This window comes from Streptomyces sp. NPDC079020, from assembly GCF_044542225.1.
GTDB lineage: Bacteria > Actinomycetota > Actinomycetes > Streptomycetales > Streptomycetaceae > Streptomyces.
The window spans coordinates 77814-91819 of record NZ_JBITUB010000024.1 but is presented as its reverse complement, the minus strand read 5'-3'; the positions used below and the strand labels follow the sequence as shown (position 1 = coordinate 91819).

At 73.0% G+C, this 14006-nt stretch carries 8 protein-coding genes; 4 read left to right on the top strand and 4 right to left on the bottom strand.

Going from position 1 to position 14006, the window contains the following annotated elements:
- Window positions 1-316: 316 nt before the first annotated feature.
- On the bottom strand, window positions 317-874 hold the full coding sequence (locus tag ACIGJO_RS33115) for a MarR family winged helix-turn-helix transcriptional regulator (protein ID WP_399964606.1): 558 nt from the start codon (window positions 872-874) through the stop codon (window positions 317-319).
- A 133-nt stretch (window positions 875-1007) separates the two neighbouring features.
- On the opposite strand from ACIGJO_RS33115, the gene ACIGJO_RS33110 reads away from it, so the two are divergent.
- Window positions 1008-2306 carry an MFS transporter gene (locus ACIGJO_RS33110; RefSeq protein ID WP_399964616.1) on the top strand — a complete coding sequence of 433 codons (1299 nt, stop codon included), beginning with the start codon at window positions 1008-1010 and terminating at the stop codon, window positions 2304-2306.
- On the opposite strand, the gene ACIGJO_RS33105 is transcribed toward ACIGJO_RS33110, so the two are convergent.
- A complete protein-coding gene (locus tag ACIGJO_RS33105) occupies window positions 2300-4099 on the bottom strand; it encodes a SpoIIE family protein phosphatase (RefSeq protein ID WP_399964604.1) in 1800 nt (599 codons plus the stop codon). The two genes, ACIGJO_RS33110 and ACIGJO_RS33105, sit on opposite strands and share 7 nt — an antisense overlap.
- Before the next feature lie 232 nt (window positions 4100-4331).
- On the bottom strand, window positions 4332-5807 hold the full coding sequence (locus ACIGJO_RS33100) for an NAD(P)/FAD-dependent oxidoreductase (protein WP_399964602.1): 1476 nt from the start codon (window positions 5805-5807) through the stop codon (window positions 4332-4334).
- A 342-nt stretch (window positions 5808-6149) separates the two neighbouring features.
- Between ACIGJO_RS33100 and ACIGJO_RS33095 the strand changes: the two genes are divergently transcribed.
- Both ACIGJO_RS33095 and ACIGJO_RS33090 read left to right on the top strand, forming a co-directional pair.
- Window positions 6150-7013 (top strand): TetR/AcrR family transcriptional regulator, encoded by an 864-nt coding sequence (locus ACIGJO_RS33095; protein ID WP_399964600.1) that lies wholly within the window; start codon window positions 6150-6152, stop codon window positions 7011-7013.
- 277 nt (window positions 7014-7290) lie between these two features.
- Complete coding sequence (locus tag ACIGJO_RS33090; protein WP_399964598.1) at window positions 7291-9348, top strand: sigma-70 family RNA polymerase sigma factor; 2058 nt, start codon at window positions 7291-7293, stop codon at window positions 9346-9348.
- A 30-nt stretch (window positions 9349-9378) separates the two neighbouring features.
- Here the strand turns inward: ACIGJO_RS33090 and ACIGJO_RS33085 are convergent, their stop codons facing one another.
- Window positions 9379-11493, bottom strand: coding sequence for an asparagine synthase-related protein (locus tag ACIGJO_RS33085; protein WP_399964596.1), 2115 nt, complete (start codon window positions 11491-11493; stop codon window positions 9379-9381).
- Window positions 11494-12351: 858 nt separating this feature from the next.
- On the opposite strand from ACIGJO_RS33085, the gene ACIGJO_RS33080 reads away from it, so the two are divergent.
- Window positions 12352-13929, top strand: coding sequence for a sporulation protein (locus tag ACIGJO_RS33080; protein WP_399964594.1), 1578 nt, complete (start codon window positions 12352-12354; stop codon window positions 13927-13929).
- Window positions 13930-14006 lie beyond the last annotated feature (77 nt).

The following is a 14006-nucleotide window of genomic DNA, read 5'->3' as shown; positions in this document are numbered from 1 at the left end:
TTTCCCTTTCCGGCGAGTCCGACTCTATCAGATCCTTTCGGGCCTGATTCCCAGTCAGCGGGGTTTGTCTTCCCGGCTGTTGGGCCGTTCCGACGCTCAAACTCTAGCGGATTCTCCCGGCGACTCATAATCGAGCCTCGAAATGAATTCCGGCATGCCGAAATCTTCCCGAGTGGGAGATCGTGCTGAGTTTTGGTTGCCGCGTTCGCGGCGGGATCGGCTGTCGCAGAACCGTTCCGGCCCCGTGACAACTCGAAGAACCTTACGGATCGGGTGGCACCGTGTCAACCTCGCCCGTGCGCACCCGCCGGCGCCCTCAGTCCAGGTCCGTGAGGCGGCCGCCCGCGTCCGGCTGGGCGTGCTCCACGCGGCGCAGGAGGCGGATCAGCATCTCGCCCAGTACTCCGCGCTCGTCACCGGAGAGGTCCTGGAGGAGATCCTCCTCGAAGTCGGAGGCCATGCGCATCGCCTCCAGCCACTTCGTACGGCCCTCGTCGGTCAGCTCGACGATGACGCGGACCCGGTTGTTCTCGTCCCGGTCCCTCGTGACCAGGCCCTCGCCGGCCATGCGGTCGATGCGGTGGGTCATGGCCGCCGGGGTGAGGCCCAGGCGCTTCGCGAGTTCGCCGGGGCCCAGACGGTAGGGCGTGCCGGACAGGACGAGGGTCTTGAGCACCTCCCACTCCGCGTTGCTGATGCCGAGGGCGGCGACCTGTCGTCCGTACGCGACGTTCATGCGCCGGTTCAGTCGGCCGAGGGCCGAGACGACCTGTTCGACCTGGGGGTCCAGGTCGCCGAACTCGCGCTGGTAGGCGGCGATCTGCTCGTCGAGGCTCGGCTCCTGGGGGCCGGGCTGCTCGGTGGTGTCAGACATGGCGGGCAGTATGGCATGCCTTTCATCACCATCGAAGTCCTTCAATGTACATTGTTAAGGTTCTAACTTTAGTGCTAAAGTCTTCGAGTCTGATTCCTTCAAGATCTTGAGGTAGGTGAGTGTGACCAGGGAGATGGGCGCAGCGCTGCGGCGGATCCAGGTGGGGAGCGCGCTGAGCGCGTTCGGCCTCGGGTTCACCGTTCCGTATCTGTACGTGTACGTGGCGCAGGTGCGGGATCTGGGTGCCGGTACGGCGGGAGTCGTGCTGGCGGTCTTCGCCATGGCAGCACTGGCCGTACTGCCGTTCACCGGGCGGGCCATAGACCGGCGCGGGCCGCTGCCCGTACTGGTCCTCGCCTCCGGTGTGGCGTCCGTGGGCGCCGTCGCGCTGGGCTTCTCCAGCAGCGTGACCACCGCCGTACTGTCGGCGGCGATCCTCGGTGCGGGCACGGCGGTCATGCAGCCGGCGCTCGCCACCATGCTGGTCTGGTGCTCCAGCACCGCCACCCGTACGCGCGCCTTCGCCATGCAGTTCTTCCTGCAGAACCTGGGCCTCGGCCTCGGCGGGCTCGTCGGCGGGCAGATCGTCGACACGAGCAGGCCCGCGAGCTTCACTCTGCTGTTCGGCATCGAGGCCGTGATGTTCGTCGTGCTCGGCGTCGTCGCGGGAACCGTGCGGATGGCCCGGCCCGCTTCGCTCTCCGGCGTCCGGCCGGGTGACGGGTCCGCCGCCAAGGGCGGGCTGCGGGCGCTGCTCTCGCACCGGGCGATGGTCCAGCTGTGCGTCCTGGGCTTCGTCCTGTTCTTCGCCTGTTACGGACAGTTCGAGTCCGGGCTCGCGGCGTACGGGACCGAGGCCGCCGGGATCGAGCCCTCGACGCTGGGTATCGCGCTGGCCGCCAACACCGCCGTCATCGTCGTGGCGCAGTTCGTCGTGCTGCGGCTGGTGGAGCGTCGGCGGCGCAGCCGGGTGATCGCCTGGGTCGGGCTCATCTGGGCGTTCGCCTGGATCGTGGCGGGCTACGCCGGGCTGGGGCACGGCAGCCAGACCATGGCGACGGCCGCGTTCATCTCGACGTACGCGCTGTTCGGGCTGGGCGAGGCGATGCTGTCGCCGACCGTGGCCCCGCTGGTCGCCGATCTGGCACCGGAGTCGATGGTCGGGCAGTACAACTCGGCGTTCGCCCTGTGCAAGCAGCTCGCGCTGGCGGTCGGTCCGGCGGTGGGCGGGCCGATGGGGGCGGCCCTGCACGGTCCGTACATCGTGACGTTCGTGCTGTTCTCGCTGGGCATCACCGTGCTGGCACTGCGGCTGGGCCGTCGGCTCACCCCCGTACAGGACCAGCCCTCGCTCGCCGCGGTGCCCTCACGGGTGGTGGCCGTGTCCGTGCCGGAGGCCGAGCCCGCCGCGGTGCCCGCCGCCGCTCACTGAGGCAGCGCGAACTCGCACCAGACCGCCTTGCCGCCACCCGGTGTGCGGCGGCTGCCCCACGACGACGCGATCGTCGCGACGATCGAGATGCCGCGTCCCGCCTCGTCGGCCGGTTCGGCCCGGCGGCGGCGCGGCAGGTGGTCGGCGCCGTCCGTCACCTCGATGATCAGCCTGCGGTCCGTGCGGCGCAGGCCCAGGCGCATCGGCGGGGTCCCGTGCTGGAGCGAGTTCGCGACGAGCTCGCTCGCGGCGAGCACGCCCAGGTCGCACAGCTCGACCGGGAAGCGCCAGGACGTCAGGACTCCGGTGGCGAAGGCGCGGGCCCTCGGGGCCGCCTCGATGCCGCCGAGCAGGTCGAGCGCGGCGTTGTGGAACAGCTCCGCGTTCGACCCGGTGCGGGCGGGGTGCTGGACCACCAGCACCGCCACGTCGTCGTCGTGCTCCGCGGTCACGCCCAGGGAGCGGATCAGACGGTCGCAGACCACCTGCGGCGCGCCCTTGGCGCCGGACAGCGCCCGTGCCAGGGCGGCCACACCTTCGTCGATGTCCTCGCTGCGCCGCTCGACCAGACCGTCGGTGTAGAGGACCGCGGTGGAGCCGGGCGGCAGCGGGATCGTGTCCGACGTATGGACCCAGCCGCCGGTGCCGAGCGGCGGTCCGGTGGGGTCCGCCGCCCGGTGGACCGTGCCGTCCTCGTCGCGCACGAGGATCGGGAGGTGGCCCGCGGAGGCGTAGACGAGCCGGCCCTCGTTGGGGTCGTGGACCGCGTAGACGCAGGTCGCGATCTGGCTGGCGTCGATCTCCGTGGCGAGTCCGTCGAGGAGCTGGAGAACCTCGTGGGGCGGGAGGTCCAGGCGCGCGTACGCCCGCACGGCCGTGCGCAGCTGGCCCATGACGGCGGCGGCGCGGACCCCGCGGCCCATCACGTCCCCGATCACCAGGGCGGTGCGGCCGGCGCCCAGGGTGATGACGTCGTACCAGTCGCCGCCGACGGCCGCGTCCGTGCCGCCGGGCTGGTACGTGGCGGCGATCCGCAGGTCGTCGGGCTGCTCCAGCTCCTGCGGGAGCAGGGAGCGCTGGAGGGTGACGGCCGTTTCGCGGTGGCGGCGCTCGCTGGTGCGGAGCCGTTCGGCGGCCTCGGCGTGGTCGGTGACATCGGCGGCGTACACGAGGACGCCTCCCACGCCCTTGTCCGCGCCGTCCCTCTCCTTCGCCTTCTCCTTCGCCGGCTCGTCCGTCCTCGGCTGCTCCTTCGCCTTCTTCTTCTCTCCCGCTGTGCCCTCTTCCGCGCTCTCCCCGTCCCGGGCGGCCACCGGGGTGCAGGTCACGGTGTACGAACCGCCGTCCGCGGTCCTGCGCGACTTGACCGTGCGGGGCGTGCCGCTGCGGAACACCTGGTCCATCAGTGGCAGGACGCCGATCTCGGCGAACTCGGGCATGGCCTCGGCGGCGGGGACCCCGGCGGGGCGGGGGCCGAACGCGGCCTCGTAGGCGTCGTTGACGTACACGACGCGGTGATCGGGGCCGTGGAGGAGGGCGACGGGCGCGGGGAGCCTGCCGAGGATGTCGCGGGCCGACAGGTCGTCGAGGGCGAGGGGGCGGGCGGCCCCGGGGGCCGGGGTGCCTTCGGGGGACGGACCGGAGGGCGGGGCGGACTCGCCGTCGGGCGGGGCGGACCGGCTCTCCGGCTGTGCGTACTCGGCTCGGGCCGCGGGCACGGAACTGCGGTCGTCCCGCGCGGCGGCGCGACGCTGCGTTCCGGGAAGGCGGGCGCTCCAACGCGTGAAGTTCACGGAATTTCTGGCCTCGTGTGTCGGTCTGGTCCGCTCGGGCGGGCTGCTTCTTCTGCCTGGGTCGGGGGTACCGGGGGCCGGTCCCCCGGGAAGGCGCAGCCGGGCCTCATCGTGCTGCTGGTGCGTCGCTGCTGGTCGCTGTTGGTCACTGCCGGCCGGGGTCACTCTGTGCAGGTGTGGGCCCACCTATGGTCACACGTCCAGTGTGACCGACCGTACTGACAGTGGCCGTTCAGCCGGACGTCCTCGGCGGTCCGTCGCCCGGGGAAGGGCTGCTTCCGGGGGGTGGCGGGTCGGTGCCGCGGTCCGGCGGGCCGGCGCCCGGCCGGGGGCGGTTTCCGGTGCCGCCCGCCGCGATCTCGAACTCGGCCCGCGGGTGTTCCAGCGAACCGAGGGAGACGATCTCGCGCTTGAAGAGCCCCGCCAGCGTCCATTCGGCGAGAACGCGCGCCTTCCGGTTGAAGGTGGGGATCCGGCTGAGGTGATACACGCGGTGCATCAGCCAGGCCGGATAGCCCTTCAGCTTGCGGCCGTAGACATGGGCGACGCCCTTGTGCAGACCGAGCGAGGCGACCGATCCCGCGTACCCGTGGCGGTACTCCGTGAGCGGCCGGCCGTCGATCGCCGCCAGGACGTTCTCGGCGAGGACCTTGGCCTGGCGCACCGCGTGCTGGGCGTTGGGCGCGGTTTCCGCGCCCGGTCCGGCGGCGGTCAGGTCGGGTACGGCGGCGGCGTCGCCCGCGGCCCAGGCGTGTTCGCTGCCCTCGACGCCGAGCGTGGTGGTGCACCGGAGCCGGCCGCGTCCGGTGAGCGGCAGGCCGGTGGCGGCCAGGAGCGGGGCGGGCTTGACGCCCGCGGTCCACACGAGCGTGCGGGTCGGGAAGCGGGAGCCGTCGCTGAGGACGGCGACCCGGTCCTCGCAGGTGTCCAGGCGCGTTTCGAGGCGTACGTCGATGTTGCGGCCGCGCAGCTCGCGGACCGCGTATCCGCCCATCGCCTCGCCGACCTCGGGGAGGATGCGCCCGGAGGCCTCGACCAGGATCCACTTCAGGTCCGTGGCCTTGATGTTGTGGTAGTACCGCGAGGTGTAGCGGGCCATGTCCTCCAGCTCCGCCAGTGCCTCGACGCCCGCGTAGCCGCCGCCGACGAAGACGAAGGTCAGGGCGGCGTCGCGGATGGCGGGGTCACGGGTGGCGGAGGCGATGTCCATCTGTTCGATGACGTGGTTGCGCAGGCCGATGGCCTCCTCGACGGTCTTGAAGCCGATGCCGAACTCGGCGAGGCCGGGGACCGGGAGGGTGCGCGACACGGAGCCGGGGGCGATGACGATCTCGTCGTACGGGATCTCCAGGGCTCCGGTGCCGTCCTCCGCCGTGGCGAGGGTGATGACGGTGGCGGTCCGCTTGGCGTGGTCGATGCTCTCGGCCTCACCGATGACGATCCGGCAGTGGCGCAGGACGCGGCGGAGCGGCACGACCACATGGCGGGGTGAGATCGACCCGGCGGCCGCTTCGGGCAGAAAGGGCTGGTACGTCATGTACGGCTCGGGCGTGACGACCACGATCTCGGCGTCACCGCTCTTCAGTCTCTGCTTCAGCTTCCGCTGGAGACGCAGCGCTGTGTACATCCCGACGTAGCCGCCGCCGACGACGAGGATGCGGACACCTGGCCGGGTGCCGGGGGTCGTTCCCCGGGTATCTGGAGCCATCACCACCCCATGACGCAACGGCGACAGGGGTTTGTCCACAGCCCCGGCAAATTGTGTGACCGGAGGATCCTGACGATCCATCGGGTCCGGTGTGCCTCGGGATGCGACAGCCGTGCAGGTCAGGCCTTGCGGAAGGGGTGCCGGGATGGGGCGGAATCAGGAACCACCCGGCCCTTGCTCCGATCGGGGGGCGCTCCGTGCGGAACTACCCCCTTCTGAATTGACCCGGGCTCAACTATGTTCGTAACCCGTCGGGGTGTCGGGTTCGGATGACGTGTGATCCGCTCCCCGGCTGACACGGCGGGAAGTCTCCGGGGGGAGACGTCATAACCGGGGGAAGTTATGCACATTCAGGATTCGCATTGGCAGGCCGCTGTCTCGTCCTCGGCCGAGGGCAACGGGCGGCTGAGCGCGGTGGGAGCGGTCGGAACCGTGAGTTCCGCCGGCCCGGTCGGACCGGCCGCGGCGGTCTCCTCGGCCGGAGGGACCGGCATGACAGCGCGCTCGGCGCCGCTCCGCGTGGACGCACAGCGCAATCTGGAACATGTCCTGCGCGCCGCACGTGAGGTGTTCGGCGAGCTGGGCTACGGCGCTCCGATGGAGGACGTGGCACGTCGGGCGAGGGTCGGCGTCGGCACCGTCTACCGCCGGTTCCCGAGCAAGGACGTGCTGGTGCGCCGGATAGCCGAGGAGGAGACTTCCCGGCTGACCGAGCAGGCGCACACCGCTCTGGGACTGGAGGAGGAGCCCTGGTCGGCTCTCTCCCGCTTCCTGCGGACGTCCGTGGCGTCGGGTGCGGGACGGCTGCTGCCGCCGCAGGTGCTGCGGGTCGGGGTCGACACGGACGAGCCGGTACCGGCTCCCGTCCTGGGCACGGTGTCCGGTGACGCCGTCGACGAGCGGCGTGTTCCGCAGCAGCGGCAGAGTGCGGGGCAGCCCGATCTCCGGGTGGTCCCGCAGCGCTCCGCCGCCGTGGACGGTCTCGACGACGACGACACGGGAGCGGCCGAGCTGCTGGAGGTCGTGGGCCGTCTGGTCGACCGGGCGCGGGAGTCGGGTGAGCTGCGCGGTGATGTGACGGTGGCCGATGTGCTCCTGGTCATCGCCACGGCCGCCCCTTCGCTGCCCGACGCAGCTCAGCAGGCCGCGGCATCGGCCCGGCTGCTCGACATCCTGCTGGAGGGGCTGCGGTCCCGCCCGGCGTGAGGGGTGCCGGTCCGGCCGGTCCGGCTGACCGCTCCGTCCGGCCGACGGGACCGACTGCTCCGTCCGGCCGGTCCGCCCGGTCGGGTGGGCGCTGACGGGACCGCCCTCGGCGGCTGAAATCGCGATGAAGCATTCCCCGAAAGGGGGATGTCTAGTGCTCCCATTCGGGAAAAAGCCCCGGATGAGTGGTTGGCGGGACTCAACGTTCGCCGCCTTCGGGCCGTGTGGCACTCTTGCTCGGAGTTCGGTCCGAAGGGTGCATACGGGGGCTTCCGCGATGAGCGGTGACGGGCAACAGCATGAGTCGCTCGACGGGATCGCCACTGCGGCCGGGGGCACGGAGGCCGGTGGGCCGCCCGTGGGGCGGATGCCGGGACAGGCCCGCCCCGCTCCGCCGAAGGACGACGCCGAGGACAACGACGAGGGCGGCACCGTCCTGCCCGGTCCGTGGCCCGCGCAGGTGGAGGGCCCTTCGTCCGTCGACGGCCGGTCCGTGGCCGACAGCCCCCCGGCCGGCCCGGACAGCAGCCCCGCGGGCGGTGGTGCCGGGACCGGATTCGCCGTTCCGCCGCAGCGGGAGGGCCGCGGCGGGGCCGGCGAGGCCGGACAGTCCGACGCCCAGCTGATCGAGGGCATGCGGTCCGGTGACGACCACGCGTACGAGGAGCTGTTCCGCCGGCACTCGGGCGCGGTGCGCCGCTACGCGCGCAGCTGCTGCCGGGACACACACACCGCCGACGACCTGACGGCCGAGGTCTTCGCGCGGACCCTCCAGGCGGTGCGCGGCGGCAAGGGGCCGCAGGAAGCCGTCCGGGCCTACCTCATGACCGCCGTCCGCCATGTCGCCGCGGCCTGGACGAAGAGCGCGAAGCGGGAGCATCTGGTCGACGACTTCGCGGTGTTCGCCGCGCAGGCGGTACGTACGTCGGAGCTGTCGGACGACGACACCCTCGACCTCGGCGCCGATGTGCTGGCGATGCACGAGGCCGAACAGTCCATGGCCATGCAGGCGTTCCGCAGTCTGCCCGAGCGCTGGCAGGCGGTGCTCTGGCACACCACCGTGGAGGAGGAGTCGCCGAGCGAGATCGCCCCGCTGTTCGGCCTGACCGCCAACGCCACGGCCGTACTGGCCAGCCGGGCCCGCGAAGGACTCAAGCAGGCCTACCTCCAGGCGCATGTGAGCCAGGCCCTCGTGACGGGCGGCGACTGCGCCCAGTACGCGGACCGGCTCGGCGCCTACGCCCGGGGCGGGCTGCGGATGCGGGCCGAGCGCGGGCTGCGCAAGCATCTGGACGAGTGCGCGAAGTGCCGGATCGCCGCGGGCGAGCTGGACCATGTGAACGCCGGGATTCCGGCACTGCTCCCGGTCGCGGTCATCGGCTGGTTCGCCGTCGGGTACTCGCTCAAGGCCGCGGGCATCGTGGCGGGCGGCGCGGCGGGCGCGACCGGAGTCGGGGTCGCCGCCGCGGCGACCGGCCAGGGTGCGTCCGGAGGTACGGCCGGGGGTGCCGCGGCGGAAGGGCTCGGAGCACCGGCGAAGGCGGGGATCGCCGCGGCGGTCGCCGTCGCGGCGGCGGCCGGGCTGGCCTGGGCGCTGGTCGGGAACGACCAGCCGAAGCCGGAGCCGAAGCCTGTGGCCAAGCCGCCGGCGGTGGCACCCGCGGTGCCCGCTCCCCCGCCGCCGCCCAGGCCGAAGCCCGAACCGCCGACGGCACCCGCAGCACCGGTGCCGGCTCCGCCGCCCGAGCCGAAGCCGACCCCGAAGCCGACGCCCACTCCGCCGCCGCCCCCGAAGGTCACGCCGAAGCCCGAGCCTCCGGCTCCGAAGCCGCCCGCGCCCACCCCGCCCCCGGCTCCCACTCCCACTCCGCCGCCGCCGCCCCCCGAACCGCCGGATCCGACCGTCTATCAGGTCAGTGAGCTCGGCTACACCCTGCTCGGGGACCATGTCGATCCGGAGGTGGTGTTCGGCGAGAGCAGTTGGCTCTGGCAGCGCCAGAATCTGTCGATCGCGTCCACCCGGTACGCACCCGGAGTGACCGTGCACGCCAATTCCTCGGTCGTCATCCAGCTGAACCGGGAGTGCACCCGCTACCGGGCGATGGCCGGCATCGACGATCTGACGATGGGGTTCGGCTCGGTGCGCTTCTCCGTCTTCAACGGGGACGGGGTCCGGCTGTGGCAGTCCCCCGTCATGGAGGGCGGCGACCCCGCCGTTCCGGTGGACGTCGGCATCGGCGGCCAGTCCACGATCCGGCTCGTCGTGGAGGCGCAGTCGCCGCTGGGCGGGGTGGCGTTGGCCAACTGGGCGGAGTCCAGGATCAGCTGCCGCTGAGTCCGGGGCGGCGCACCGGACGGCGTGCGGTCACGGCTGAAGGGTTCGCCCGGAGGGGACCACCCCACCCGCGACGGCGCGCTGACGCGGGGCCGCCGTGCCCGTCCAGCAGGTGCCCCGGCGTCCGAGGAGACGCCGCAGCCAGAGTTCCGTGGAGGCCAGATCGGCCAGGCCGTCCAGGGGAAGGGGCTCCCCCTCGGAGGCGGCGCGCAGCGCCTTGCGTACGACCCGGGCCTCCACCAGCCCGGCGTCGGCGAGCAGCGGGGCGTCGAACAGTGCCATCAGCTCGGGGAGCGCGGTGCGCAGGCCGATGCGGGTGGCCGCGGCCGAGGTGGCCTGGGAGGGCACTCCCCAGCCGGGCGGGAGGTCGTGGATGCCCGCGCCCGCCAGGACCCGGCGCAGGATCGCGGGCCGTGCGCCGGGTTGGACGCGGAGGGATTCGGGAAGCGCGCGGGCGGCCCGGACGACCTGGTTGTCGAGGAACGGCGCGTGGATTCGCTGGCTGCGCACCTCGGCGGCCTGTTCCAGGATGCGGTGGCCTGCGGCGCTGCGGGCGAGCGCGGCACGGGCGCGTGCCTCCCCCGGGCGCTGGGCGGAGTTCGGCCGGATCGCCGCCTCCTGAAGGCGAACCGATACTTCTGCGAGTGCCTCCCCCGTCAGCCAGCGCGCCGCCGGTCCCGGGCGTGACCAGGCGAGGGCGGCGAGGGAGGCGTCGGCGGGGGTGTCGAGGTCGGGGGCGTACCGGTTGGCGTCGGGCAGAAGTCCGGCCGCCGTTTCGAGGCCGGTGCGGTACGACGTACGGGCCAGGCGCCGGGCCGCCCGGTAGAGGGCCAGCGGGACCAGCAGGGAGTGCGCCGTGGCGCCTTCGGCCTTGGTGAGGGCGGCGACGGGGCGCAGCAGATGCCGTCTGCGCCGGTCCATCAGCAGGTCGGCGAGGCGGGCCGGGTGCGCGTCCAGCACCTGCCGGGCGCCATGGCCGACGAGATGGTCGGCGCTGCCCGCGGTGAGGCGGCGGCGGTGGCGCTCGGCGACGACGAGGGAGGGGGCCGGTTCGTCGGTGATCGGGCCGTTCTCCAGCAGCCCGGCGTACGGCAGCGCTTCCTCGCCCGCCGGGACCACCACATGGTGCAGGCGCGGGTTGGCGGCGATGGCGCGGGCGCGTTCGAGTTCGTCCTCGTGGCCGCGGGCGGTGAGGTCGTTGAAGGTGACCGCGAGGAGCCGCTCCCCCGCCTCCGTACCGTGGCCGAGGAGGGTGCCGGGGAGTCCGGGCAGTCCGGCGGCCAGCAGCGCGAGGGTGGCGGACGCGCTGCCTCCGGAGAGATCGGCGCCGATGCCGGGCACGGGTGCGCCGCGGGCCGCACGGCGTTCGGCGGGGCCCATGCCGGGGACCGGGCCGGGGTCGGGCGGCAGGGTCTCGGGGGCGTGGCGCGGGGCCGTGAGCCGGGCGCGTACGGCTTCGACGAGTGCGTCGCGCACGCCCTCCACGGCGTGTACCGGGTCGGCCTGGGGTGCCGCGACGGCGAGCGAGGCCACCGCCTCGTACCCGGTGATCTCGCGCGATCCCTCGCGCAGGATCAGCGCGTGCCCCGGTGGGACCCGCTTCACACCGACGTACGGGGTGCCGTCGCCCAGCGCCTCCGGTGTCTCCGGGCAGGCGAGCAGGGCGGCCAGGTGTCCGATGTCGAGCTGGGCCTCGATGAGGTCGGCGAGGGGAAGGGCAGCGGTGGCGTAGGCGGTGCCGTTGGCCCAGGGGGTGTGGAAGACGGGGCGGGCTCCGGCCAGGTCCCCCGCCACGGTGATCCGGCGGCCGATCTGGACGACCGCGGTGTAACTGCCCGGCCAGGCGGTGAGATGGCGCATCGCCCCGCCGCGGGCGGCGAGCAGTCCGACGCGCAGCTGTTCGTCGGTGGCCCCGCAGCAGCCGAGGACGGCGAGGCGGGTGGTGGGGGCGCCCTCGGGGGTCGGGGCGTTGATGACGCGGATCTCGTCGGGCCGCCAGTCGCCCACCGCCCAGAGCGGATCCGGGTCCCCCCACAGGAGTTGGGACCCCACGGGGTGGACCGTGCGCCCCTCTCCGCCGACGCCGACCGCGCCCACGGTGCCGAAGCTCGCGGCGATACTGCTCCACCCCACCAACCAACGCATCGCCGCCTCCACAGGCTGTGGACAAAGCGGCGTACAGGGAGAACGGGGACACCGCTGCGGGACATGCTGCCACGACAACGGCCGGCCGGAGGGGGTACGGGCAGCGCACACCGGAAGGGCATGCGCCCCTGGCAAGGGCCCGGCAGCGCTTCCAGGGCGCGAACTACGGCGTATTGGCAACGGAACGCGGGCTTCCGGGTGTTGCGGAGCCGGGGCGTCAGCCACGAATGGCCGGTGCGGCGTTCCGGCCGCCCGGTTGACCACCCGGGCGAACGGTCGAAATCCAGCCATAGTCCGACCGTTGACCAGAGCCTCACCCGACCGTCGTCATTGAGCCAATCTCGGCGCGCGCCGCAACCGGCGACTGTCCGCTTTCACCCCCGCGCCGAGCGGCTCCACGCACAGCCCGGGAGGTGGGCCTCACCTCCCGGACCGGTCCGCCGCCCGCGGGGAATGGGGCGGCGGCATCCCCCAGCCCACTGAGTCCAGTCCAGCGGGCCGACCCACGCAGCATCCATGGAAGCGCTCCCGCGCCGGGCCGGGCCAGAGCGCACGGCCGGGCGCACGGCCACACACCAGGTGCACGCACGACCACGCCCGGCACACGGCCGGGAATCGAACACCGACCGCCCGCACGGACAACAATCCCGCCATAGGGACGCCCGCCCCTTAACGGTAGGGATGCGGCGAACTACGCTGGGTTTACTGATGTTCCCAGCAGGGCGGCATATTCCCCGGGGCTCGGCCAAATGCGTGTGCGGCCGGAGTGACGGGGTTCGAACCTGGGGAGGCATCGGTACGAATGCCGCGCGCCGTCCTCGGTGATGCGACGGCTGTCTGTGTGTCGAGGGGTGGCGCATGTCCAGGGAGCAACGCGGGCCGAACGAGAAGCTCGGCACGGTTCTCGCCCTCGCGGGAATCAGTAACGCCGGGCTGGCCCGGCGGGTCAACGACCTCGGAGCACAGCGCGGTCTGACACTTCGCTACGACAAGACCTCGGTGGCCCGGTGGGTCGCCAAGGGCATGGTGCCGCAGGGCGCCGCGCCCCATCTCATCGCCGCGGCGATCGGCGCCAAGCTCGGCCGGCCGGTCCCGCTGCACGAGATCGGGCTCGCGGACGCCGATCCGGCGCCCGAGGTCGGGCTCGCCTTCCCGCGCGACGTGGGCGAAGCCGTGCGGTCGGCGACCGAGCTGTACCGGCTGGATCTCGCCGGACGGCGGGGCGGCGGCGGAATCTGGCAATCCCTGGCGGGGTCGTTCGCGGTCAGCGCGTACGCGACCCCCGCCTCCCGATGGCTGATAACCCCCGCCGATCCGTCGGTGGCACGGGATTCGACGGCCGCACGTGCCGCGATCCTGGGCGCGCAGAGCGCACACGGCGCACAGAGGGCACACGGCTCGACGGCCGCGCCGGGCGTACCCGGCGCACTGCTCGCACACGGGGCGCAGGGGCTGTCCGTGCCGGTCGGATCGGTGCCCGTGCAGCCCGGCCCGGAGTCCGCGGCCGACGCCTCGCCCCTGCGGGTCGGCCACAGCGATGTCGCCAAGCTGCGCGAGGCCGCCCAGGACGCGCGCCGCTGGGACTCCAAGTACGGCGGCGGGGACTGGCGTTCCTCAATGGTCCCGGAGTGCTTACGGGTCGACGCCGCGCCCCTGCTCCTCGGTTCGTACACCGACGAGGTGGGCCGTGCCCTCTTCGGCGCCTCGGCCGAACTGACCAGGCTCGCCGGGTGGATGGCCTTCGACACCGGCCAGCAGGAAGCCGCCCAGCGCTATTACATCCAGGCCCTGCGCCTGGCCAGGGCCGCCGCCGATGTCCCGCTCGGCGGATATGTCCTGGTCTCGATGTCCCTCCAGGCGACCTATCGCGGCTTCGCCGACGAGGGGGTCGACCTCGCGCAGGCGGCCGTCGAGCGCAACCGCGGCCTCGCCACCGCCCGCACCATGAGCTTCTTCCGGCTGGTGGAGGCGCGGGCCCACGCGAAGGCGGGCGACGCAGCGGCCGCGGGGGCCGCTCTCAAGGCCGCCGAGGGCTGGCTGGAGCGGTCCAGGGCGGGCGACGCCGACCCGTCGTGGCTGGGCTTCTACTCGTACGACAGGTTCGCGGCCGACGCCGCCGAGTGCTACCGCGACCTCAAGGCGCCCCGGCAGGTGCGGCGCTTCACCGAGCAGGCCCTGTCCAAACCGACCGAGGAGTTCGTCCGCTCGCACGGGCTGCGGCTCGTCGTGTCCGCGGTCGCCGAGCTGGAGTCGGGCAATCTGGACGCGGCGTGCGCGGCGGGGACCCGCGCGGTCGAGGTGGCGGGCCGGATCTCCTCGGCGCGGACCACGGAGTACGTACGCGATCTGCTGCACCGGCTCGAACCGTACGGGGACGAGCCGCGCGTCGCTGAGCTGCGCGAACGTGCCCGTCCGCTGCTGGTGGCCCCGGTCTGATCCCGGCCTTCGCCCCGGCCCGCGGTGCCGGATGTGTGGCACGTCCTGGCCGGTCCGGGTTTGAGCCGGTTGTCAGT

Coding starts and splice junctions, on each gene's coding strand:
- ACIGJO_RS33090 (WP_399964598.1), top strand. CDS start 7,291: ATGAGCGGTGACGGGCAACAGCATGAGTCGCTCGACGGGATCGCCACT.
- ACIGJO_RS33110 (WP_399964616.1), top strand. CDS start 1,008: ATGGGCGCAGCGCTGCGGCGGATCCAGGTGGGGAGCGCGCTGAGCGCG.
- ACIGJO_RS33100 (WP_399964602.1), bottom strand. CDS start 5,807: ATGGCTCCAGATACCCGGGGAACGACCCCCGGCACCCGGCCAGGTGTC.
- ACIGJO_RS33080 (WP_399964594.1), top strand. CDS start 12,352: ATGTCCAGGGAGCAACGCGGGCCGAACGAGAAGCTCGGCACGGTTCTC.
- ACIGJO_RS33095 (WP_399964600.1), top strand. CDS start 6,150: ATGCACATTCAGGATTCGCATTGGCAGGCCGCTGTCTCGTCCTCGGCC.
- ACIGJO_RS33085 (WP_399964596.1), bottom strand. CDS start 11,493: ATGCGTTGGTTGGTGGGGTGGAGCAGTATCGCCGCGAGCTTCGGCACC.
- ACIGJO_RS33115 (WP_399964606.1), bottom strand. CDS start 874: ATGTCTGACACCACCGAGCAGCCCGGCCCCCAGGAGCCGAGCCTCGAC.